The organism is Rhizobium aethiopicum (assembly GCF_014197535.1).
GTDB classification, from domain to species: domain Bacteria; phylum Pseudomonadota; class Alphaproteobacteria; order Rhizobiales; family Rhizobiaceae; genus Rhizobium; species Rhizobium aethiopicum_A.
Genome location: NZ_JACIFV010000051.1, coordinates 1 through 22,370 on the forward strand (window position 1 = coordinate 1; position 22,370 = coordinate 22,370).

The 22,370-nt window shown below is 60.9% G+C and carries 23 protein-coding genes and 1 pseudogene; 10 read left to right on the forward strand and 14 right to left on the reverse strand.

Translation table 11 applies throughout. The annotated features are described in order from the left end of the window. The first annotated feature begins 268 nt into the window (after positions 1-268). The gene (locus tag GGD53_RS31225) at positions 269-571 is read left to right on the forward strand and encodes a hypothetical protein (protein WP_184460561.1); all 303 of its coding nucleotides are present in this window, start codon (positions 269-271) and stop codon (positions 569-571) included. A gap of 292 nt (positions 572-863) precedes the next feature. Here GGD53_RS31225 and GGD53_RS31230 read toward each other — a convergent pair. Further along, positions 864-1,046 (reverse strand): annotated as a pseudogene (locus GGD53_RS31230) (Crp/Fnr family transcriptional regulator); the annotation flags it as partial. A 162-nt stretch (positions 1,047-1,208) separates the two neighbouring features. On the opposite strand from GGD53_RS31230, the gene GGD53_RS31235 reads away from it, so the two are divergent. From GGD53_RS31235 to GGD53_RS31255, 5 genes are all read left to right on the forward strand, one after another. After that, on the forward strand, positions 1,209-1,922 hold the full coding sequence (locus GGD53_RS31235) for a Crp/Fnr family transcriptional regulator (protein WP_184460562.1): 714 nt from the start codon (positions 1,209-1,211) through the stop codon (positions 1,920-1,922). A 207-nt stretch (positions 1,923-2,129) separates the two neighbouring features. Further along, entirely contained in the window at positions 2,130-2,678 is a 549-nt protein-coding gene (locus GGD53_RS31240; RefSeq protein ID WP_184460563.1) for a sigma-70 family RNA polymerase sigma factor, read from the forward strand. Continuing rightward, positions 2,675-3,319, forward strand: a complete 645-nt coding sequence (locus GGD53_RS31245) for an NrsF family protein (protein WP_184460564.1) — start codon at positions 2,675-2,677, stop codon at positions 3,317-3,319. The genes GGD53_RS31240 and GGD53_RS31245 overlap by 4 nt, the downstream gene beginning before the upstream one ends. A gap of 66 nt (positions 3,320-3,385) precedes the next feature. After that, on the forward strand, positions 3,386-3,538 hold the full coding sequence (locus tag GGD53_RS31250) for a hypothetical protein (RefSeq protein WP_184460565.1): 153 nt from the start codon (positions 3,386-3,388) through the stop codon (positions 3,536-3,538). Beyond that, the gene (locus tag GGD53_RS31255; RefSeq protein WP_184460566.1) at positions 3,535-3,708 is read left to right on the forward strand and encodes a hypothetical protein; all 174 of its coding nucleotides are present in this window, start codon (positions 3,535-3,537) and stop codon (positions 3,706-3,708) included. Before GGD53_RS31250 ends, GGD53_RS31255 begins: the two co-directional genes overlap by 4 nt. 42 nt (positions 3,709-3,750) lie before the next feature. On the opposite strand, the gene GGD53_RS31260 is transcribed toward GGD53_RS31255, so the two are convergent. Together GGD53_RS31260 and GGD53_RS31265 are read right to left on the reverse strand one after the other, a co-directional pair. Continuing rightward, positions 3,751-5,073, reverse strand: a complete 1,323-nt coding sequence (locus GGD53_RS31260) for a cytochrome P450 (RefSeq protein ID WP_184460567.1) — start codon at positions 5,071-5,073, stop codon at positions 3,751-3,753. A gap of 123 nt (positions 5,074-5,196) precedes the next feature. Then, entirely contained in the window at positions 5,197-5,724 is a 528-nt protein-coding gene (locus GGD53_RS31265; protein ID WP_184460582.1) for a sigma-70 family RNA polymerase sigma factor, read from the reverse strand. A gap of 279 nt (positions 5,725-6,003) precedes the next feature. Here GGD53_RS31265 and GGD53_RS31270 point away from each other — a divergent pair, with 279 nt between their 5' ends. Continuing rightward, positions 6,004-6,507 carry a ferritin-like domain-containing protein gene (locus tag GGD53_RS31270; RefSeq protein ID WP_064807309.1) on the forward strand — a complete coding sequence of 168 codons (504 nt, stop codon included), beginning with the start codon at positions 6,004-6,006 and terminating at the stop codon, positions 6,505-6,507. A gap of 74 nt (positions 6,508-6,581) precedes the next feature. On the opposite strand, the gene GGD53_RS31275 is transcribed toward GGD53_RS31270, so the two are convergent. The 7 genes from GGD53_RS31275 to GGD53_RS31305 form a co-directional block, all read right to left on the reverse strand. After that, positions 6,582-8,294, reverse strand: a complete 1,713-nt coding sequence (locus GGD53_RS31275) for a glycoside hydrolase family 32 protein (RefSeq protein ID WP_184460568.1) — start codon at positions 8,292-8,294, stop codon at positions 6,582-6,584. A gap of 4 nt (positions 8,295-8,298) precedes the next feature. After that, complete coding sequence (locus tag GGD53_RS31280; protein WP_184460569.1) at positions 8,299-9,192, reverse strand: carbohydrate ABC transporter permease; 894 nt, start codon at positions 9,190-9,192, stop codon at positions 8,299-8,301. Continuing rightward, positions 9,185-10,126, reverse strand: a complete 942-nt coding sequence (locus tag GGD53_RS31285; RefSeq protein WP_184460570.1) for a carbohydrate ABC transporter permease — start codon at positions 10,124-10,126, stop codon at positions 9,185-9,187. The genes GGD53_RS31280 and GGD53_RS31285 overlap by 8 nt, the downstream gene beginning before the upstream one ends. Before the next feature lie 90 nt (positions 10,127-10,216). Continuing rightward, the gene (locus GGD53_RS31290) at positions 10,217-11,509 is read right to left on the reverse strand and encodes an ABC transporter substrate-binding protein (RefSeq protein WP_184460571.1); all 1,293 of its coding nucleotides are present in this window, start codon (positions 11,507-11,509) and stop codon (positions 10,217-10,219) included. 36 nt (positions 11,510-11,545) lie between these two features. After that, a complete protein-coding gene (locus GGD53_RS31295) occupies positions 11,546-12,550 on the reverse strand; it encodes a substrate-binding domain-containing protein (RefSeq protein ID WP_184460572.1) in 1,005 nt (334 codons plus the stop codon). Between the two features lie 83 nt (positions 12,551-12,633). After that, positions 12,634-14,487 carry an ABC transporter ATP-binding protein gene (locus GGD53_RS31300; protein ID WP_184460573.1) on the reverse strand — a complete coding sequence of 618 codons (1,854 nt, stop codon included), beginning with the start codon at positions 14,485-14,487 and terminating at the stop codon, positions 12,634-12,636. A gap of 307 nt (positions 14,488-14,794) precedes the next feature. Next, complete coding sequence (locus tag GGD53_RS31305) at positions 14,795-15,115, reverse strand: hypothetical protein (protein ID WP_184460574.1); 321 nt, start codon at positions 15,113-15,115, stop codon at positions 14,795-14,797. Between the two features lie 409 nt (positions 15,116-15,524). Between GGD53_RS31305 and GGD53_RS31310 the strand changes: the two genes are divergently transcribed. Further along, positions 15,525-16,421, forward strand: a complete 897-nt coding sequence (locus tag GGD53_RS31310; protein ID WP_184460575.1) for a universal stress protein — start codon at positions 15,525-15,527, stop codon at positions 16,419-16,421. A 166-nt stretch (positions 16,422-16,587) separates the two neighbouring features. Here GGD53_RS31310 and GGD53_RS31315 read toward each other — a convergent pair whose 3' ends face one another. Continuing rightward, complete coding sequence (locus GGD53_RS31315) at positions 16,588-17,730, reverse strand: MFS transporter (RefSeq protein WP_246717927.1); 1,143 nt, start codon at positions 17,728-17,730, stop codon at positions 16,588-16,590. Positions 17,731-17,881: 151 nt separating this feature from the next. Next, on the reverse strand, positions 17,882-18,577 hold the full coding sequence (locus GGD53_RS31320; RefSeq protein ID WP_184460577.1) for an NUDIX hydrolase: 696 nt from the start codon (positions 18,575-18,577) through the stop codon (positions 17,882-17,884). Between the two features lie 128 nt (positions 18,578-18,705). Here GGD53_RS31320 and GGD53_RS31325 point away from each other — a divergent pair, with 128 nt between their 5' ends. Together GGD53_RS31325 and GGD53_RS31330 are read left to right on the forward strand one after the other, a co-directional pair. Beyond that, positions 18,706-19,740, forward strand: a complete 1,035-nt coding sequence (locus GGD53_RS31325; RefSeq protein ID WP_184460578.1) for an SPFH domain-containing protein — start codon at positions 18,706-18,708, stop codon at positions 19,738-19,740. Further along, positions 19,727-20,665 (forward strand): sugar kinase, encoded by a 939-nt coding sequence (locus tag GGD53_RS31330; RefSeq protein WP_184460579.1) that lies wholly within the window; start codon positions 19,727-19,729, stop codon positions 20,663-20,665. Before GGD53_RS31325 ends, GGD53_RS31330 begins: the two co-directional genes overlap by 14 nt. A gap of 20 nt (positions 20,666-20,685) precedes the next feature. On the opposite strand, the gene GGD53_RS31335 is transcribed toward GGD53_RS31330, so the two are convergent. Together GGD53_RS31335 and GGD53_RS31340 are read right to left on the reverse strand one after the other, a co-directional pair. Next, on the reverse strand, positions 20,686-21,297 hold the full coding sequence (locus GGD53_RS31335) for a chloramphenicol phosphotransferase (protein WP_184460580.1): 612 nt from the start codon (positions 21,295-21,297) through the stop codon (positions 20,686-20,688). Between the two features lie 155 nt (positions 21,298-21,452). Continuing rightward, complete coding sequence (locus tag GGD53_RS31340) at positions 21,453-21,734, reverse strand: hypothetical protein (RefSeq protein WP_184460581.1); 282 nt, start codon at positions 21,732-21,734, stop codon at positions 21,453-21,455. Between the last annotated feature and the right edge of the window lie 636 nt (positions 21,735-22,370).

Sequence of the window (22,370 nt, forward strand, 5' to 3'; positions counted from 1 at the left end):
AATGTTCATTCGCGGCGATCCCTCCGACTCGAGATGTGGTAGCTCCAGTCTCCTCGATCCGCTCCGAATGGACAACCTCCCGAAAGCTCACATCAACTCTTAAAATCTACGCATCGGACCTACCGAAAATCGATTCCGATGTTCGGGCCGATGTAGCTCGATTCGGCGAATTGTTCAGTTCCGTACAATTGGAGACGAAGAGTTGTTTTGGCCCCAATTGAGTCCGTTTATTTCAAAACGCACGGTGAAAAGCTTCGGGACCAGGGTCATGATCGATTCTCAGTCCATCCATCTGAAAGCCCTCGATTCAGCCGATCTTCAGCGTCTGCAGACCATTTTGAATGTGATCTGCCGCGAGGCCGACATGCCCTTACGCTCGCCTGATATGCAGGAGGTCGCCGCGCTGCTCATTCGCCTTTATCGGCACGGCTTGACCGACGAGGACAAGCTGCTGTCGGTCGGACGTCTGGCGTCGGCGAAAAAGGGGCTCTCCCGAACTGCTGCGATCACGGCGGGGCGGAGATCGAAACGGCCGGTCGGTCATCTCAATCTGACGAGGAGCAGCTCATGAATGACGGTGAAAAAGCGCGAGCCGACGTCGAAGGAACCGAAAAGGAAACCGCCGATCCGAGGAAAACCCGCCGGCCGGTCCTCACGCCAAGGATCATCTCATCGACGAAAGCAAAACGCCCGGCGCCGGCTCTCTGTCCGAGAAAGACGAGCAGAGCATCACGCCAGGATCAGGCTGATCCACCGCCGGCCTGGCGGGAACCACTCTGGGCCGCGGAATCTGACCCACGAATGCGTGGATTCAGAGTGTTAACGCGTCCTTAGTGCGTCCGAAAGGACGAATGGCGCTTTCGTCACGGTGCGACATCCTTGCCGATCAGCCGCCGGTATTCCTCCTCGGCAGCGCCGTAGGATCCATGCGCCTCTTCGATCAACCCCCGCCGGTCGAGGATAACGATCTGGCGCCGCGTGGACCGGATCAATCCCTTGCCTTCCAGCAGATGCAGTGCGCCGGTAACGCCGGCGCGGCGCACGCCGCGAGAAGCAGGCTGTGTAAGGGGCCTCCGACACTCTCGTACGGTCGAGGGAACCGCGACGAAGCATTCCAGTTAGACTTTGCGTAAATAAGGAGGCAAGCGCGTCTGATACGCGCGGCCGGCCCTGCACATGCCGGAGAGCGAGAATTGACAGAAACGCACATGCGACCCAAGGAGAATCGTCTGCTCGCGCTCCTGCCGGAGAACGAGTATTCGGCCGTTGTCGCACATCTCGAGCCCTGCGATACCCCCCGCGGTTTCATCATCGTCGAGGCCGGTGCGACGATCGAGCATGCTTATTTTCCGTGTTCGGGAATAGGCTCGGTGATCAATATCTCCCCGGAGGGCAATCGGGTCGAAGCAGGTTTGTTCGGTCGGGATGGATTTGCACCAACGGCGGCGGCGATAGAAGCGCCTGTCAGTATCTTGGAAGTCGCAGTCCAGGTGCCGGGCGCTGCCTACCGCCTGCCACAAAGCCGGCTGCTCGATCTGATGCAGACGCAGCCTGTGTTTGCCAACCTGCTCCACAAAAGTCTGCATGTTCTCGCGATCCAGGCCGGGTTCACCGCACTCTCCAACGCAGTTCATGCGATCGACGAACGGCTGGCACGCTGGATTTTGATGTGCCACGACAGGATCGACGGAAATGAGCTCGCCCTGACGCATGATTTCATCGCCTTGATGCTGGCGGTGCGGCGGCCGAGCGTCACCACGGCGCTGCATGTCCTCGAGGGAAACCGGTTCATCCGCTCTGTTCGCGGCCTGGTGATCGTCAGGGATCGTGCCGGCCTGGAGGATTTCGCCTCCGATGCCTACGGCAAGGCGGAGGAGGAATATGAGCGGCTGATCGGACCTCTCAGAAAATCTACGCGTTAAAATTACTATCGCAGCCCGTCCATTGCCGATCACCCTCCAGCCTTGGAGGCAAGCGTGTCGGGTGATCTGCCTGCGCGACGGCCTCGCTTTCAGCGGCACGTCGCAAGGCGTTACAGTTTTCACGTGCATGTGATAGAGTTGTGGTGCAAAAATCTTTGGTTTTGCTGTAACCGATTGTCGGCTTTTACGAATGAGCTCTTTGACAGCATGACAACCGCCCATTCGGAAGAAGCCCTGAAAGCATTGATGCTTCTGTCCCTTGACGGGGACGAGGCTGCCTATCGGCGTTTGCTGACGGCTTTGCGCGTGCTGCTTGTCGGCTATTACAGCCGCAGGATGGCTGCGGCGACGAGAGCGGACATGGAAGATCTGGTCCAGGAGACGTTGCTGGCACTGCATTCCCGGCGATCCACCTATGACCGGGAGAGACCTTTTACCGCCTGGTTTTTCTCCATCGCCCGCTACAAGCTGATCGACCATCACCGCGGCCGCGGCGGACGCAGGTTGGCCGAGAGCGAGCTTGATGACGAGATCGAAAGCGAGTTCAGCGAGGATAGGCTGACAGCCCGCATGGATGTCGAGCGGTTGCTCGACAGCTTGCCGCTGAGACAGCAGGAACTGATCCGCCAGGTGAAGCTCGAGGGCAACTCGGTCGCCGACACCGCAACCCGCACAGGCCAGTCCGAATCGGCGGTGAAAGTCAGCATCCATCGGGCGCTCAAGGTGCTCGGAGAGAGATTGCGAGGCACATCGTGACAAAGACGGACGATATCATCGAACGATTGGCAAGCGACCTGAAGCCGGTGCCGCGCAACGCGCTATGGCGCCGCTTTGCGCTCGGCATAGCGCCCGCCCTCGCATTTTCCCTGCTGCTGATGCTGATCATTCTCGGCCCCCGGGTCGATATCTCAGACGTGCTGATGCTGCCGGTCTTCTGGATCAAGTCGGCCTATAATGCCCTGATTGCGGCGGCCGCCTTTGCAGCCGTTTTTCGGCTTTCCCGCCCCGATGGCTCGGAGGGACGCTTTTTCGGTCTGCTCGCCTTGATCTTCGCCGCCATGACGGCCGTCGCGGCCATTCAGCTTCTGATGGCGCCGAGCGAGAGCTATCGATTGCTGATCCTCGGCTCCTCGGCGCTGCATTGCCCGCCGCTCATCGCAGGCTTTGCGATCCCGGTCTATGCCGGTACGGTCTGGGCATTGCGCCGTGCAGCGCCGGTGGATCTGCGGCTGACCGGCTTCGTCGCCGGCATTGCCGCGGGAGCAGCCGGCGCCTGGGTCTATTCCTGGTTCTGCACCGAAAACGGCATGCCTTTCGTGTTGATCTGGTATACGCTCGGCATCCTGCTCATCGGCGCTGTCGGCGCCGTCACCGGACCCCGCCTGCTACGCTGGTGACCCTTCTCGATTTCTTGATCTGGAACATTCCGGGTTTCCCTTGGTTCGAGGACCGAAGGAGAGAAGATGAGCCAGGAATCGGACCGTCGCGCTTTCATGATCTATTTGGGAGCCATTCTCTTGGTCGGGCTCGTGATCGTGTTTGGCGCTACGCTCTCGTGGAACTCGATCAGCATAAGCGGTCAGCCCACGCAATCTTCAACGAAAGCCAATCCTTGACGAAGTGGCCGAAAGACGACCCGATCAGCTTGGACCGGCCGAGCGACGAAGGGCAGCGGGATGCGCTGAAAACCCTGTGGCTGGTCATCGCTGTGATCGCGACCGTGGTCGCTATCGCCTTTCTGCTCTACGTCTTGATCCTCGTTTACGGGGTCATGCAAAGGCTGTGAGCCGGCGCGACCTGAAATGTGCCGCGGCCATTGAGGCAGCATCTATTTCTCCCTGCGCCGCGCAATCAGCTTCAGCCGGATGCCATAGTGATTGAGAGTGCCGGGAAGATTGGCGACGTCTAAAGAGGGATGCAGCAGCACAATCTCGGCGGCCGACAAGAATGTGCCCACGGCAAGGCTTGCAATCGTGGGCACGAGATTATGTGCCGGGCATATGACAGGACCGGCGCTGAAAGGCACGAGCCCTGCGGCCGGCAACGCATCGTTCTGTCCCCAGATGCTCGGTTCCATCCGATTGGCATAGAGGAGCGCGGGGTCTCGATGGAAAAAGGGGACGAAGATGATGACGCCAGTGCCGCGAGCGATGACCCTGTCGCCTGACTGGATATCTTTGGTCAGCTGCCTGAGGATGGCGGGCGTCGTCGGCCAGAGACGCAAAACCTCTAGCAGACAACTGCGTGTGAAGGGCCGATCGAGATCCCCGCCGATGGCCTCTTCCACGGCTTTGCCCCAGTAGCTCACATGGCAGGCCAGCAAGGCGAGCGTCCTCATAACGGCAATTCCGGCTGCATCAAAGGCGAACAGCCATTGGGCCACCTGGTTTTCCGGAGCAAGCTCATCGCCTCTGGGAAACCGATTGACAAGACTGTACTTCTCCGGCTCTCGAAGATAGCGGCCGACCTGGTCGTGAAACCGAGCAAGCTTGCGCTGATCGACTGGGGCGGCAAATGCCCAGTTCGCCCGGCCTCGAAGTTCGTTCAAGGTCTCGGTCAATGTAACGTCGTTGCGCGCTCGTTGGCCGAGGACAATCCGCCGGACGATCCGGAACCAGGCCTGCGAAAAGGCCGGCCAATCGAGCTCACGGGGTAAGTTCAGGACCTGCAGGAATTCTTCGTCGACGATATTTTTGAAATGCATCGCATATGGATGCAGCCGGTCTGCCGCTGCCAAAGCGTGCTCATGGGCAGGCCGAAGCTCGGCGCGCCGAGAGTCCGATGAGATAAGGACGTTTTTCGGCTCGAAGTGAACAAGGGCGGCATGCATTTCCGTCGTCGCCGCGGCAAATGGTTCGGGCGAGGATTGAAGCACCGTGGCGACATCGGCCGGATCGAGGATCAGCAACTGTGGTCGCAATGGGATGGGCAGCAGAAGAGGAGCCGGTCCGTATTTGTTTCTCAGCCGCTGCATCTGTTCCACGGCGGTTCTGTCGAAGCCTTGCCGCTCCGCCAGACGCTCCATTGTCGGGCGGCGAATGATGATGCCCTTGGCAACCGTTGGGGCCACGACCGCCGTCAATACGCGGAGCGTATCGAACCATCCGGCGCGATTAACTCTGGGAAAGATGGCGTGGCTTCGCGCGTTCATGACTCTTCGCCTGGCCCGGCGGTTGGCCCATATCGATTTGATCGGCCGATCCTATCGATTAGGTTTGGACCCAGGACCACGACCGTTTGTTCCGCTCAAGGCGAAGCGGCCGGCGCAGGGCGCTCAATCGACGAGATGGTTTCCGAGCATCGCAATCAGGCACTCGCGGGCGCGGCTCACACGGCTTTTCAAGGTGCCGATCCGGCACCCGCACATCTTGGCAGCGTCCTCATAGCTCGTTCCGGCAGCCACCAACGTCAGAGCCCGGCGCCTGTCGTCGGAAAGAAGGGTTAATGCCCGCTGCAATTCGTGCTCCCGCAGCACCCACTCCTGGGTCGGGGCGATCGCCACCTGTTCCATCGCCGCGTCCATTCCGGCGGGCTCGCGCTTCTTCCGGCGATAATTGGTGCAGAACGTGTTTCGCAGAATGGTGAAAAGCCAGGATTTGAGCGAGGTGCCGGGTTGGTAGAGATGAAGCGAGTTCAGCGCCTTCAGCAAGGTTTCCTGAACGAGGTCATCGATGTCATCATCGCTGCGCAGGAACCTTCGGGCAAAGGCGCGTAACGCCGGCGTCAGTTCGACGATCTCGCGCTCGAGTGCGGATTTTTCTTTGCAATGCGACGCGGGACGTACTGAAAACGGGGAAGCCATTTTTCTCTCCTGGGATGAGAAGGAAAGTCGCTGGCTCCTTATTCGTTGCCGTACGATACCGGACAAAAGTCCCGGCTTGGCCGGCAAGCGCTCGCCGGCGGCGGATGGGAACAACGGCGTCTCGCGATCGTTCGGTGCTCGCCGTCCGGATGCTGTCGGGCGGCCTCTTCCTTGGCCGGATAGAGATGACGCCTCCGGCCAAGGGGCATCATATTTCGATCGGAACATCCGGCCCATGCGGGAGTTTTTTGTCGTCAAGACACGCCATAGGAGGACCAAATGGCAACCGAGAAGACGCTGAACGATCTGTTTCTCGATACTCTCAAGGACATCTACTATGCCGAAAAGCAGATCCTGAAGGCTCTGCCGAAGATGGCCCGCGCTGCGCAATCGGAAGAGGGCAAGGCCGGTTTTCTGCAGCATCGGGACGAGACCCAGGCGCAGGTCGAACGCCTCGAACAGGTTTTCGAAATGATCGGCAAACCGGCACGCGGAAAGACCTGCGAGGCCATCCAGGGCATCATCGCCGAAGCCGAGGAGATCATGGACGAATTCAAGGGCACCGTTGCCCTGGATGCCGGCCTGATTTCGTCCGCCCAGTCGGTCGAGCACTATGAGATCGCCCGCTACGGCACGTTGATCGCATGGGCAAAACAGCTCGGCCTCAAGGATGCCGTGCCGCTGCTGCAGGCTACGCTGGCCGAAGAAGAGGCAACCGACAAGAAGCTCACGCGGCTCGCGGAGTCTTCAGCCAACATCAAGGGCAAGGGCAAGGCGGCCTAAGCCGCTCTGTGCGCTATGCTCCTTCGCAACGGCCGCCGCCGCGGCGGCCGTGCTTTTACAGGGGCTCCCTGTGATCAGAGACCAAGCTGCCAGATTTCGGCGGTGAGCACATGTCTCTCCGGCGCGGCGAGACGCATGGAGTTTATCCCCTTGAACCCCGGCAGCCGCTTGGTTCCCGTCCAGCGGCCACCATCACCGAAGACCTCGATGGAACCTGTATCGAGGAATATGCGGATGGTTGACGGGCGTGCGCCGGCGGCGATGTAACGGGGCGACGTCTTGGCACCCGCTACCGAAAAGAGAATGCTCAGTCCGTCGTCATTCAACTGAACCGCGACCGTCGCGTCGGGATGTTCGAACGCGAGATGGAAGGCATTGCCCGCTTCCTTGAGCGTGAGGAGGATCTCGACAGCGCCGTTGGCAAGATCGACCGGATGGCCGTCCAGAAGGCCCTGAGCATCCAATGGGCGCTGCCGCAGACTTTCGACACCGGCGATCGGTGGGGTGATCAGCGCGCCGCCGCGCAATGCCAGCCGCCGCGGCAGTGTCATCGCCGTCGGCATGTCGACTTCCTTTGAAACATCCGTCCAGTTCGCGAGCCATGCGATGCCGACCGGACCGGCCTCGTCGACGAAGGCCTGGAATGCGTAGGCATCGGTGCCGAAGTCCAACTCCTGCTCGAATTCCACAGAGAAGCTGTGACCATCGAAGCGGCCGATGGTGGCAAGAGTGATATTGCGCCGGCCCGTTACCGGGTCGCGGCTTGTGAGAAGACCGAAGATCAGCGCCCATCGGGTCAACGGGTCGTTCGCGGGACCATCGAGAGGCACCAGGCAAGGGCACTCCGCCGCTGTCATCCCGAAGCGGTTCTCGCGGTGAAGCCTGCCGAGGAAGGTCCAGCCAGTCGCCGCAGTTGGATCCTCCGTTTCGTAAAGCAGGATGACCCCGCCCTCCCGGTCGCGTGTCCCCAGCAGCATCTTCCATTTTCCGTCGGGCCCTATGAAGACATAGGGATCGCGGAAGTCGGTCGTCAGACCAAGCCCCGCGGGCCGCGCCGGCAGGATCAGGCTTGCCGGTTCGACGTGGACAAGATCGCGGCTGGTGGCGGTGAACTGAACCTGCTCCTCCGGTTCCCGGTCCTTCATATGCTCGGTGAAAAAGATGCGAATGCCGGCGTCATCCAGCGCGATCGCCGAGCCGGAAAACGCCCCGCCCCGCCCATCCGCCCGCGCGGCGAGGGCATCCGAAGGCGGAAGAAAGATCGGAAGATGCGTCCAGTGAAGATAATCGTCCGAGACCGCATGCCCCCAATGCATGTTGTTCCACCGAAGACTGTGGGGATAGTGCTGGTAGAAGAGGTGCGCCCTGCCGCCGAATCTTCCGAACCCGTTGGGATCGTTCATCCAGCCGAAAGGCGGGCGGAAATGATAGCCGCCGGTAACGTTGGGCGCGGCATTGGAAGGCCTGACATGCAGCAGCCGGATACCGTCTTCGAGAACACGGGGCTGGCGGAAGGCATAGAGGACCGAGACGTTGGTGGTGACCGGATCGTAGGAGAAGGCGGTTTCTCCGCCGCTTTCCAGTGTCAGCAGCCGAAGTTCGAATTCATCGGGATTTGACGTTTCGACAGCCCCGGCCGGATCGCCGTCGACATGTGCGGTCAGCCTTCCCGGCGCGCCCCCATGCGAAGCCTTTATCCAGGCATGGATCGTGCTCCCCGCCGGCAGGACGGCTGTGATCGTCTCCAGCCCGCGTTCATCGGACGGAGACATCGCTTGGCTTGTCATCAATTCAACCTTTCACGGCAGAACCGATAAAGGAACTCACGAACCAGCGCTGGAAAACGAGGTAGAGCCCCAGGATCGGGATCATCATCAAAACGGAGGCTGCCATCGCACGATCCCAGTAGATGCTGTCCTGCCCGAAGAAGGTCGCGATGGCGACGGCGATCGGCCGGGCATAATCCGTCTGCGTCACGAGGATCGGCCAGAGATACTGGTTCCAGGTCTCGATGCCCATCAGGATCGATACGGTGGCCAGTGCGGGCAGGCTGAGCGGCAGGAAAATCGAGCGATAGGCCCGGAAGAAGGAAGCGCCGTCCATCTCGGCGGCTTCCAGCAGTTCCTTCGGCAGCTGCGTGAAGAACTGGTAGAACAGGAAGATGTAGAGAGGGCTCGCGACCCAGGGCACGATCTGCACCGCGAAGGTATCGGACATTCCCGCCCTGGACACCATGATCACGAGGGGCATGATGATGCTTTCCTGCGGAATCACATAGAGTGCGATCACCACCGACAGGATGACCGCCCGGCCCCTCAGCGACCCCCAGGCCAGAACGAAGCCGGCCATCGAATTGACGATCAGGCCTGAGCAAACCGTGGTGACCAGAATGATCAGCGAGTTGATGAGGTAACGGCCGAAGGCGAGTTCGCCCGAGAGGTGGCCGACCTCCGCATAGTTGGAGAGCGTCGGATTCGAAGCCCAGAAGGCCCGGAAGCTGCCCATGTCGGCAAGGATCTGGAACCGGTCGTCCTTGAGGCTTGCCACGACGAGGAGCAGCAACGGAGACACGATCACCAGGGCGATGATGAAGATGCAGGTCACTTGGATGAGGCGAAGGACCCGTGCTGCCGAACGAGGCCGCGCCGCGCGGGCCTGCGGGATCGAGAGAGCGATATCAGACATCGAAGCGCCTCAGGAGCTGGCGCTGGATCAGCGCGATGATGAGAACGATGAAGAACAGGATGACGGAGACTGCGGAGGCATAGCCCATCTTCTGCTCCTCGAAGCCGGCCCGGACCATGTAATGCACCACCGTCTCGGTGCTGCTCTTCGGTCCGCCCTGCGTGAGAATGGCGACCTGAGTATAGAGCTTGAACGCCTGGATGGTGGTGATCACGAGGACGAAGACATGGGTCGGCCGCAGGCCTGGCATGGTAACGTGCCAGAAGCGCCGGAAGGCGTTGGCGCCGTCGATCTTGGCGGCGTCGTAAAGTTCGTCAGGAATGCCCTGAAGGCCGGCGAGATAGACGATCATCTGGAAGCCATAGGCCTGCCAGGCCGAGAGCAGGACGAGCGAGAACATCGCCCACTCGGGATCGCCGAGCCAATCGATCGGCTGGATTGCGCCGCCGGAGAGAAAGCCGAGGATCTGGTTGAACGGTCCCGTCGGATATTGGAACAGGGTGCCCCAGATCACGCAGACCACGACCATCGACGTGATCGCCGGAAGGAAGAACATGCCGCGCAGCAGATTGCGGAACGGCAGCTTCTGATGCAGCAGCAGGGCCGTTGCGAAAGCCAGGCTGCATTGGGCTGGAATGATCCAGAAGGTGAAGCGCGAGACGTTCCAGAGCGCAGTCCAGAAAAGATCGTCCTGGAAGATGCGGATGAAATTGTTGAACCAGACGAACCGGATGGGCGTCGGCCGCGGCACCAGAGGCTGGTTGGTCATCGCCGTCCAGAAGGACAGGAAGAACGGCACGATCAGGAAGATAGTCAACAGGATCACGGCCGGCGCGAGCATCGCCGCTTCCTGCATCAGGCGCCCCCTGTCGTGCCGGCGCGCCGAAGCTTTTCGCACTGATGTCGACGGCGATGTCGATTGTTGCATGACCATGTTGCTCCTCCTTTCCCAAGCCTCAGTGCGGGTCCCGCCTTGCGATGTGGACAACACCGCAAGGCTTCGACCGATCGGCACCGATGGCCGTTACTGCTGATCACCGAACGGCGGATATCCGTCGTTGTCCTCGATATCCTGGTCGATCTTCTTGGCGGCGGATGTCAGCGCCGCCCTGGGATCGCCATCGTTGAACACCTCGTCGACGGCCTGCATGAAGGCGGAGGTGATGGTGGGATAGGCTGGATGCGGCGGACGCGCGACGGCTGTCTTCGAAGCCTGCTCGAAGGCGATCGCCATGGGGCCGCCGTTTGCATAGAGCGGAGATTCGGCCGCGAAGCTCTTCAAGCCGGGATAGCCGGACTGGCTTGCGACATAGGCCCGGAACTCCTTGTCCTTTAGCAGGAAGCTGATGAACTTGGCTGCGATATCGGGATGCTTTGAGGTCTTGGTGATCGCCCAGATCCAGGTGCCGTTCGGGCTCGCGCCCTTTGCGCCGAACTTGGGAAGCGGCAGGACGACGATGTTGTCCTTCATGGTCGCCGCAGCCTCCGCATAGACCCAATGTCCGCCGAGCGCCAGTGCGGCCGGATTGCCTTCGGCGAAGAACTGGTTGGTGCCGGCCGACTGCGGCACGACCCAGCCGTTCTTGACCCATTTCTGCATCATGGCGAGGGCATCGACGCAGGCGTCGCTGTCGAGCGTTCCCTCGGATTTCCAGGCTTTGCGGTCGATCAGGTCGCAGCCTGCCGATTGCAGGATCGGACCATAGGCATAGGTGATCCATTCGGTCTTGATGCCGTAGCCGCGAAAGGTGTCGATCGGCCACTTCACGCCGTCGAGCTTCGAGAGCTTATCGAGATAGCTTTCGAACTCCTCCCGCGTCCAGGCATCGTCGACGGATTTCGGGATGCGGGCGCCGATCGCCTCGAGATATTTCTTGTTGCCGTAAAGAACGACGGAAGAGTCCGTCAGGCCGATCGCATAGAGATCCTTGTCGATCGGATATGTGCCCTGAGCGATGTTGGACTCCGTCATGTCGTCGACGAGATCCTTGTCGATCAGCGGTTTGATCGGCTGCAGATAACCCGACCAGACATAATTGGCGAGGAACGGCGCATCGAGCTCCATGACGTCGGGCAGTTGTTTGGCCATGACGGCCGCGCTGAACTTCTCATTATAGGCGTCGTGCGGCGCATAAATGAACTGCACATCGACATCGGGATTGGCGGCCTCGAAGCGCTCGGCGACCTTGCCATAGGCGGCGACAAAACCGGGATCGCCCTGATGCATGATCTGGATCGCGGTCTTTTCGGCTGCGTCAGCCCATGTGGCGGCCAGTGCCGAAGACAGGACGAGAGACCAAAGTAAACGTTTACCCATTAGAATTCCTCCTCAATTGAATGGGCCTTCCTCAATTTACACGGATGCCCGCTCCACCAACTGGAACGGCAGTTTCTGCACTCCGACCGGAGGCCGGTCTTCGGCAAGCAGGATGTGCGCGGCCTGGCGGCCCATGGCGCGGTGCGGCAGCGCCATGGTTGTCAGCGGCGGATCGAGGCGCGAGGCGATCTCGACCTGATTGTCGAAGCTCGCGACCGCGACATCATCGGGAATGGTCGCCCCGCATCGGCGCAGCGCGGCGTAGACTTCCATGGCCACACGATCGTTGCCGCACAGAATGGCGTCGGGACACCGCTGGCTGTTGATGAGATCATGTATATGCGTGGGCACGAGACTATGCGCCCGATCGCTGTAGATCGCCTTGCTGACAGCGGGAAGTACGATAGCCCCTGCCCCGTCAATGCCGGCGTGATCGAGCGCCTGCCGGAAGCCCAGTTCACGCAGTTCGCCGGCGAGCAGTCCCGGGAGGTTGATGAATGCGATATTGCGGCGGCCTGCGTCGAGCAGATAGCTGGTAATCTCGATCGCCGCGCCGGTTTCGTCCGGTACCAGTGAGGTCACACGATCATTGGCGTCCCGGCAGTTGATCATCACCCCGACGGTATCGGCAAATTCGCGCGGCAGATCGACATTTTTGTGATACATGGCGGCATAGGCAATCGCGCGCGGGCGAAAGCGCCGCATCTCATCAAGGATCGACCCCACGCTGCGATGGCCGCCGAGCGTCATGGCGAAGACGGCCATGTCGGAAGCACGCACGGCGCCGTCGAGCCCCCTGATGATCTCCGTCGCGAAAGGAGAGGTGATCAGGTCATCGGCGACGAGGCCGACAAGCGGCATCCAGCCCTGCCGCATGCTGCGAGCCGCAAAGTTGGTGACATAGCCGAGTTCCTCGGCGATCCCTTTGATCCGCTGGCGCGTTTCCTCCGACATGCGCGCCGAACCGCCATGCAGAGCGCCTGACACGGTCTTGACGGAAACGCCCGCGCGGGCGGCTATGTCGTTGAGTGAAGCAGTCACGGGTTCGCTTTGGGTTATCGATTACCCATATCGGTTATCAATCCCTTTCCGATGAGTCAAGCGATGACAGTTCCCTGCCCCGCTCAATCGATCTCCTCAGGGATGAAGCCGCCGGTCTGGCGCCTCCAGAGCCGGGCAAACAGCCCATCCCGTTCGACCAGCTCTTCCGGCCGGCCCTCTTCCACGATGCGTCCGTGATCGAGCACGACGATCCTGTCCATCCTGGCGATCGTCGAGAGGCGGTGGGCGATGGCGATCACCGTCTTCCCCTCCATGACGAGGTTCAGCCTTTCCTGGATGGCAGCTTCGGATTCGCTGTCGAGCGCGGAGGTCGCCTCGTCGAGGACCAGGATCGGCGCGTCCTTCAACAGCACGCGGGCGATGGCGACACGCTGGCGCTGGCCGCCCGACAGTTTGATGCCGCGATCGCCGACATAGGCGTCATAACCCTTGCGGCCTTCGTTGTCTATGAGATCGGCGATGAAGGCCTCGGCGCTTGCCATCTTCGTCACCCTTTCGATCTCTTCCTGCGTCGCTTCCGGCCGGCCGTAACGGATATTGTCGCCGACCGAACGGTGCAGCAGCGCAACATCCTGGGCGATGACGCCGATCGCACGGCGAAGACTTGCTTGGGTGACCGCGCGGATATCCTGCCCGTCGATCAGGATCGCGCCGCCTTTGATGTCGTAGAAGCGCAGGAGCAGGTTTGCGAGCGTCGTCTTGCCGGCGCCGGAGAGGCCGACCAGGCCCACCTTCTCGCCGGGCTGCACCGTCAGCGACAGGTTGTCGATGATTGCTTTGCCGGACTTGTAGGCGAAACGCACCTTTTCGAAACGGATCTCGCCCTGGTGCACCGCGAGTTCGGCCGCATCCGGCCGATCGGTGATGGTGGGTGGCGTCGTCATGACGGGCATGGCGTCCTTGATCGTGCCGATCGCCTGGAAGATCTGCTGGCCCATCTGCATGAAGACGAAGATCTGCGACGACAGCCGATTGAGGATATAGACCGCGCCGACGAACTCGCCGACCGTGAGGAAGCCTTTGACGAGGCCGGAAAATCCGATCGCCAGCATGGTCAGCCACAACAGCGTGTTGAGGATGACGACGGTCACTTCCGACGAGCGGTAGATGCGCTGCTCGCTGTGCTGCGTCTGCACGGCCTTTCCGATGATGCGGCGGATCGTGCCTGCTTCGCTGTCTTCGGCCGCGAACTGCTTGATCATCTGCATGTTGGTGTAGAGATCGGTGATGGCGCCGGCGACGAGGCTGCGTTGCTTGGCTGTGCGGCGCGAGCGCTCGACGAAGATCGGCACGATCCTCGCGGTGAAGGCGACGTTGAGCACGATCCAGACGACGACGGGCAAAGCAAGATGCCAGGCGAGCGCGCTCAGCAAAATCACCGAGCCCACCAGTTGCATCAGGAAGCGCGGGATGGATTGGAAGCCGGCGAGGATCTGCTGCTGGACGGCGGAGGAGACCTGCTGCAGCCGCGAGGAGACCTGGCCGGCATAGAGATCATGGAAAAAGGCAAGATCCTGCCGCTCCACTGCCTTGTGTCCCTGCCACTGAATGGCGGCCGGCATGGCGATGCCCAATGTATGCGAGTTCAGCGTATTGAGCACGAAGGATACGATCGGCATCACCGGAAAGATCAGAAAACCGAGAACGGTCAGCAGCAGCCATTCGCTGCGCAGGAAGACGGCAGCACCCTGCTGCGTCACGCCATCGACGATGACCGAGAGCCCCCAGACAATCGTCAGGTTGATCACCTCGAACACCATGGAGCAAAGCGCCAGCGCAATCAGCACACCGCGAAACATCGAGATGAAATGCAGCACCACCGTCACCGGCCCCTTCGGCGGCAGCGGCCGGTAGGGAATGTCGAGCGGCCGGATCAGCGTTTCGAAGGGACGGTAGATCGCATCTGAAATCGACATGGGCCGCTCGGTCAAATGTTGGAATAAGGGCGAGGGACTCAAGGCAACGCAGGCAAAGGATAGGATCACCTTGTGGCTGCAATCTCAACTGGAATTTTGATGAACGTTTGGGAATGGGAGGCTGTATAAAGGTGGCGCTGAAATCGAGGATGCACAGACCGCGAGGAACGCCCCTCTCGGATACTGAGGCCCGCGGGCCGCGGCATCGGGTGTCGGCGCAGCGCCTCGCCCTTCGGGGCGCCGTGGGATGAGGCTCTCCTGAAGCCGAACCCCGCCGAAGCGGGGTTCCTGGTGCATGGCAAGCCGGTCAGTTGTTATGCGCTGCGCAGGCTTCGTCCATCGGCGTGGCGTTGCTGGTGCCGCCCTGCGTCTGGAGATTGTCGGAGTTGTTGACCGGATTGGGGCACTTGGTCTTGTCCATCTTCATCGTGCCGCTGGTCGTTGAGCCGGTCGTGGTGGTATCCGTGGCCATGGGCTTCTTGGCTTTCACATCGCCGCTCGCGCCGCCGCCCTGATCGGCCTGGTTCTTGTCGATCGTGGCGCCGGCCGGAGCCGGATTGGACTGGGCGAAGGCTGATGTCGCCATGCCGAGTGCGAGAAGCGAGGCTGCTACGAGTTTCATACGCATCCTGATATCCTCCTTGGGATGTTGCGTGAGTGGCCCATCCACAACCTCGCCAGGACATCATTGTTCCGCAGCTGCTGATGACAATTTCCGCTGCCCGCCAGGGCGCTCCATCAGCCCCGCTCCGAGGGCATTTCATCGCCGGCCTAAAACTTCCGTGAGGGATTATCCGGCGTCGACGCGGTGGTTCTGCAGTTCGTCGAGCACGGCATCATGCCCGATGACGTCCCAATGCCCGATATGCCTGTAGACGATCACCTTCCGGGTCGGAAAAGTGCCGTGCGTCCGGCAGAAGTCCCCGATCTGTTCAAGCCCTTGGCGTGTTGCGGGCCACTAGGCGCGGGCGTATGATCAAGCTGACCTTAGGATTGGACCAGGGAGCGATGCGGGATCATCGCGGACGGAGGTCCTGATGAATACGTCACCTTCAAACGGGCGCGACACGAAAGCGCTGCCATCCGCCGTGATCTCAGCGCGCCGGATCCACGAGTTGACCGTCCATGCGGATGTCATCGCCCTGCTGCCCGACCCGGCAAATGCTCGGATCTGCCTCGATATCGCCGAAGATGCCGCTCGCGCCATTAATGGCCGCCTGGCGGCCGCCCATGTCGGGGCGGATCCGGAACGGATGGTGGCTGCGCCCGAAGAAATCGACTTGCAGATGCTTCGCGACATGGACGAGGGTTCGCCACAACAGCGCCTTGAGCGGGTGATAAGCGTCTTCGAATTCTGGAAAGACGCCAATCCGGGCCGAAGCGACCTGCTGCTTGATGACTGTCGCGGTGATCTTGGCCGCTGCGTCACATCCGAATGCCACGAGAGCGCACTCGTCGTCACGCCATGCTACGGCAACATGGATGCTCGCGACGCATTCCACGACCTGCTTTTCAACGAACACAAGCTCGTGCTCGTGCCGCCTGCAGGCCGCTATTCGAGCCATCTCCTGCAGCATGTCGTGATCGGTTGGAAGCCGCACGAGCACGCACAAGCCGCCATCATCGCGGCAAGACGTTGGCTGGCGGTAGCGGAGCGTGTCACCGTTTTGTGCGTCAACGACAAGGCCGACGGCAGCTACCAGTTTACCGCCAGGGAACTGATTGCGCAGCTCGGCTTGAAAGGCGACATCGTCGCGATCCGCTCGGAGGGTCGTCCAGTTGCCGAGGCCATTCTTGATTTCGCGGATTCCGTCGGCGCAACCTGCCTGCTGATCGGCGCTTTCAAGCATGGTTATTTTCTCGAACTGCTTCTCGGCCGCGTCACTCGCTACCTGCTGTCGCACGCGAGACTTCCCGTGATGATGAAGCATTAGAGAGGCGCGATTTTCGTTCCCGCCGTCGATGGCGATCTTCACGCCTTTCCAGGGAACCGCAGCGAGCACTCCCCCCGCTGCTCTGTGCCCCGGTGATTCTCGGACGCGAAGTGCTTATACTTAACGGCGATCGCGGAAGCTGCGCAGTTCAGAATCTCGCATGGGACTATTGCGACCGGTTTGACCGTGTCTCCCGACGCGCTTCCCTTCGAGCCAGGAGAAAGATCGGAAGGGATGCAAGCTGCGCCGCTGCGACGAACGCGGCAAGCGCAAGCGTCGAGCGATCATAGAGCAATCCCATTGCGACGCTGCCCAGCAGCCAACCTCCGCCATAGGCCGAATAGAACATGCCGAACCCCAGACCCCGACGCCCTTGCGGGAGCAACCCGGCGATGATTGCCTTCATCAGCGTGTCCTGCACCGCGTAACCGATGCCCCACAAGGGCATTGCGATGACAGCCATCGCGAAGCCGCCCTGGAGTAGAATCGGAGCGAAGCAAGCAGACAGCACGATCCCCACAGTGAGCGCCACCTTATCCGACCAGTCGTAGAGCCTGCCGAGGATCAGGTTGGCAGCCACCCCTGATCCGGTGGAGAAGGCGAGCAACACCGGGATCCATTCAGATGGGACGGTCCGAGTGCGCTCCAGATGGTATGCTCCGAGCTCATAACTGAGCAACCCGGCCGCAAAGAGCGCGCCGGCGCCCATGTACAGCCAGTAAGGCAGGCCTAGCGTTTTCGCCGTGGCGGTGCGGCCCTGCTCCAATCGCTCGGGAACGGGGAACGTCAGCCGCGCAGCGATGAGTGCCATGATTGCGAGCAAAACAGAAATGGTTAGCAGGGCATAGGCGGTTCGATAGTCGCCACGCAGGAATAAAATGAGAGCGGCAATCAATGGCCCCAGCGTCGCCCCCGCCTCGTCGAGGGCGGTATTGAGGCCGAAGGCCCGGCCTCGCCCGAGTTCACCGGTGGTATAGGAGATCATTGTCTCGACCGTCGGCTTGCGCATGGCACGGCCAACCCGTTCGGCAATGATCAGGGCCGCCGCAAGCTCCCAACTCCCGGCCAGTGCCATTGCCGGCACGGCGCAGAGATTGATCGCGTAGCCGGCAAAGGTAACCGCCCAATAGGCGCCGCTCCGGTCGGCGATCCAGCCGGCGACGGGCCGCAGCGCATATCCAAGGAATTCCCCTGTGCCGGCAATGATGCTGATGGCAGCGGCACTCGCCCCCAGCATTCCAAGGAACTGACCGTTGATCGCCGCGCCGCCTTCATAGGTGAGGTCGCCAAAAAGATTGACGATTCCCATGATCAGCACGAAGCGGAGAGCGGACGAACCGCCACTATCGAGCCCTCTCATATGCGACTCCTTCTACGGCACCTATTACGCGGACGTTGCTGGTCTCTTCGACCGGCAGACGCAGCAGCGTCTCAACGCCTGATCCCTCAGGATGCAGAGATCAAATTCTGCGGTCGAAGAGCACCAGCGACCGGGTGTCCTTCAAGCGGAAGACTTGGGCGGGCCGATTGCTCGCCCGGCGCATTTCGCCTTCGACCGGCTCCAGGAAATCGGCTTCCGCCATGCGCTTTCGAAAGGCCGATTTGTCGAGCTTGCGGCCGAGAAGGCTCTCATAGACCGATTGCAGCTCGCTCAATGTGAAACGGACAGGCAGCAGATGGCCCGGCAGGCTCGAATATTCGACCTTGCTCCGGATACGGCCGAGCGCCTCCTTGAGGAGAGCCGCATGGTCGAAGGCAAGGGACAAGCCGACGCCCTCGCCTTCGATCGGTCGCCATTCGGCCTCCTCGGCCATCGCATCCTGCCGCTCGGCGACATCATCGGCCGAAAGCAGCGCGATGTAGACGATGCTGATGCTCCAGCCTCTTGGGTCTCGATCGCGGTTCCCCGTCGTTTGCAGCTGTTCGAGATAGGGTGTTTCGACGCCGGTCTTTTCCTTCAGCACCCGGCGCGCCGCAGCCTCCAGATCCGCATCCTCGTCGATATGGATCCAGCCGCCGGGCAAGGCCCAGTCGCCGGCAAAGGGGGCGCTTGTCCTGCGCACGAGCAGCACGGAGAGGCCCGCCGGCGTCAGCGAGAAAATGGCGAGATCGACGGTCGCGATCGGTTTGAAGGCGTCGTTGTCGTGTGTTGTCATGATGGGAACATAGCATGACCCGGCCTTAGTGTAAATATTCAACTAAGTTAGTTGACATTTGTCACTAAGTTATGTTTTCTGTTTTTCGACACGAGCGAGGGGCTCGCGCCAGCAACAGGAAAACGGATATGTTCGGACTGCGCTTCATCAAGACGGAACCCACGCAATACGTCATCCAATATCAGAACGGCAAGGCCGTCCACGAGGGCGCCGGCCTTGCTTTCTGGCATTTTTCGCCTTCGAGTTCTCTCGTGCTCGTGCCGACGGCCAGCGTCAACGATCCTTTCATCTTTCCTTTGGTGACATCGGACTTCCAGGAAGTGACCGTGCAGGGGCAGATCACCTATCGCATCGCCGAGCCGCGCCGTACGGCGGCACTCTTGAATTTCACGCTCGACCGCAAGGGCCACTACGTCTCGGAGGACCCGCAGAAGCTTTCGACCCGGGTGATCGACCGCGTTCAGGTGGCGATGCGCGCAGAGGTGCAGACGCTGTCGCTGAAGGAGGTTCTGGCATCGGGCGAGGCGCTCGTCGCCGGCGTGGCCGACGCGCTCAAGATCCATCCGACGATCGAAGCGCTCGGCCTCGAAATCCTCGGCCTGTCGCTACTCGCCGTCATGCCGAAGGCCGAGACATCAAAGGCGCTGGAAGCGCATGCCCGTGAAGCGCTGCTGCGGCAAGCTGACGAAGCCATCTATAGCAGGCGCAATGCGGCGATCGAGCAGGAGCGAACGATCAAGGAAAACGAGATCGCCACCGAAATCACGCTGGAGAACAAGAGGCGGCAGGTTCGCGAAGCCCAGATGGAAGCCGAACGCGCCGTGCAGGAACGGCAGCTGCAGATCCGCCGGGAAGAAATGGCTGGCAAGATCGCGCTCGAAGAGCAGAACCGCGACTTGGTGACACTGGCGGCGACCAATGCGCGCGCCGAGGCCGACGCCCAGGCCTATGCGATGACGGCGATGATGAAATCCTTCGAAGAAGCCGATCCGAAAGTGCTGCAGGCGCTCGCCTCGGTCGGCATGCAGCCGGGGCAGCTCATGGCGCTCGCCTTCCGCGACCTCGCCGACAATGCGACGAAGATCGGCCAGCTGAACGTCTCGCCCGATCTTCTCAGGGAGATCTTGCAGCCGCAGGAGGGCAAGGACCGTGCCGGCCTCTGACGAACGCAAGATCATCCTGATCGTCAGGCCGACCCGGCTCGACGAACTCATTGCCCGCTTCAACACGGTGCAGCAGGCGCAGTTTTATGTCGAACATCTCGGCGCCGACTTCAGCGACTATCTCGCCGAGAAGAAGCAGTACGAAACTGCCATCGCCGAGGTGGAAGCAAGCCTGCGTGCCGTCGCCCGCGTCCAGCGTCTCGACCGCCGCTACCTCGCGAGCTTCGTCTTCGCTCCCGACGATGTCGTCGTCGTGCTCGGCCAGGACGGCCTCGTCGCCAATACGCTCAAATATCTCGACGGCCAGCCGGTCCTCGGCGTCAACCCCGATCCCAAGCGCTGGGACGGCCTGCTGCTGCCCTTCAACCCGAAAAGCCTTCCGAAAGTGATCGGCGAGGCTCTGAAAAACAAGCGGCCGATCAAACACGTCAGCATGGCCAAGGCGACGCTCAACACCGGCGCCGTCATCCACGCGGTCAACGATCTCTTCATCGGCCCGCAAAGCCATGTCTCGGCCCGCTATATCCTGCACGCCGAGGAGCGCGAGGAACGTCAGTCCTCCAGCGGCATCATCGTCTCGACAGGCATGGGATCGACCGGCTGGCTGAAGAGCCTCTATTCCGGCTGGCTCGGAGCCGCGAGCGCGCTCGGCCTCGAACCCGCCGACCGCGAGATCGACATGTCCTTCGCCTGGGACGCGGATTATCTGCGCTACTTCGTGCGCGAACCCTTCCCCAGCCGCACCACCGGCACCACGATCGTTGCCGGCAGCGTCTCTAAGAGCCAGCCGCTCACCATCGTCTCCGAAATGCCGGAACACGGCGTGATCTTTAGCGACGGCATCGAGACGGATTTTCTGGAGTTCAACGCCGGAACGCGGGCGGAGGTGACGCTGGCTGAGCGGCAGGGGTTGCTGGTGGTGTGAGGGAGCTGAGGTTCGGATGGTTATGGCAGCGTAATGACCCCGTTGCCCTGGAGCGAACCGAGATCGCCGGCTGTTACCTTTAAAATATAATCGTGAATCGCTGCTGCGCTCGCTTCCGCCGTCTTTGAAGTGACATCCAAATTCAGCGTAAACGGGTGTTGGGGGTCGAGGACCTGGGCTCGTCTGCTTTTCTCCCTGGCAGCCTGCACGTCAATCGACTTTAACCGCTCTCGACGCGCCGGCGTGGTAACGCGATGCGCCAACTCCTCCTCGTCGCAGAGCAATCTCACGGGCACCAGCAGCGCCTCGCATTGTTGGGCTGCGCCGGCAATCTGCTGAAAGGTGCGATTGCTACGCTCATCACCTTCTATGCCGGCATGGGTGAAAATGAAATTCGCCGAAGGAGGGCCATAGGCGACGATCGCATCCAGGACGGCTTGCCGAACTCTTCCGGTATATTCCCATATTCCATTCGGGAGAGGCGTCGTTCCGTCGTCATCGAGCAGACGCAGTATCGGGTTGTTGAACCAATGATTGTCAATAACCTTTGCAGTCAGGAGCGGACTTAGTTCTCTCGCGATCGTCAGCTTTCCCACACCGGGAAAGCCCAAGAGGAGAATGAATAGCTTCATGGGGCTTTCTTCCCTATTCACAGCTGACTTCTCGAACCCGCAGTCACTGCAATCGACGAGTAAGAGGCGGTGCCCGATTTGGTCGGTGCCACAAGATCATAAATCGTAGCGGTTTCGAAAAGCCGTCGCTTCCTTTGGTTATCTCAAAGGCTCAATCAAATGTCTGCCATGTTGGTAACCGCCTTGCCGCCAGCATCGTCTCCCAGGATCAGCCGCTCACCATCGTTTTCCGAAATGCCGGAACACGGCGTCATCTTCAGCGACGGCATCGAAGCGGATTTTCTTGAGTTTAATGGGGATACGGGGGTGGTGATGCCGGCTGAGCGGCAGGAGGTTTCGGTGGTGTCGGGGACTAACGCTTTGATTTGTTTCGTTTCGATATCGAAATGGAAGTAATATTCAGGTTTAGTTCCTTTACTTCTCCGCAGTCTTCTCACGATATGTAGCTGCTGTCACTTTTGCTTGAGCTGAGACGAGGAACCCTCGCGCGGATGAAGATGAGCGGCGGCGGCTGATCAAAAAAGAGTCGGGTATCGACTTTGCTCCGGAGAGTAGCGGGTGCGCCGCCGTTGATTGATGCAAGGAGCGGCGCTGCGGCGTGTCCTTCGAGGCTTCGGCCTTCGGCCTGCGCGCCTCAAGGATGAGGAGCGTTGGGGGATGCCGCGCCTTGGAGAGCGTTGGTGGGGCCGTAATCGATGGCAGGCGCCCGATTGTGTGGAGCCCGGCACCGTAGAGAGTCTCTCCCTGAGGCGCCTCGAACGGCTGGGCGGGTGTACGGGTGTCAGATGATGCAAGGAGCGGCGCTGCGGCTCGTCCTTCGAGGCTCCGGCTTTCGGCCTGCCGCCTCAAGATGAGGGATGTAGGGGGATGCCGCGCCTTGGAGGGCGTTGGTGGGGCCGTAGTCGATGGCAGGCGCCGGATGATTTTGTGCGGAGGTTCGGAGGCATTCCAGTTGCGCGACGCCCAAGAGAGCCTCACCCTTGTACGTTGCCGTTGGTGTATAAACGGGCTGCGCGACGGGGATGCGTGTCATCCTTGGGTTTCGAACTCGTACCTCAGCGAGCATCTCCGTC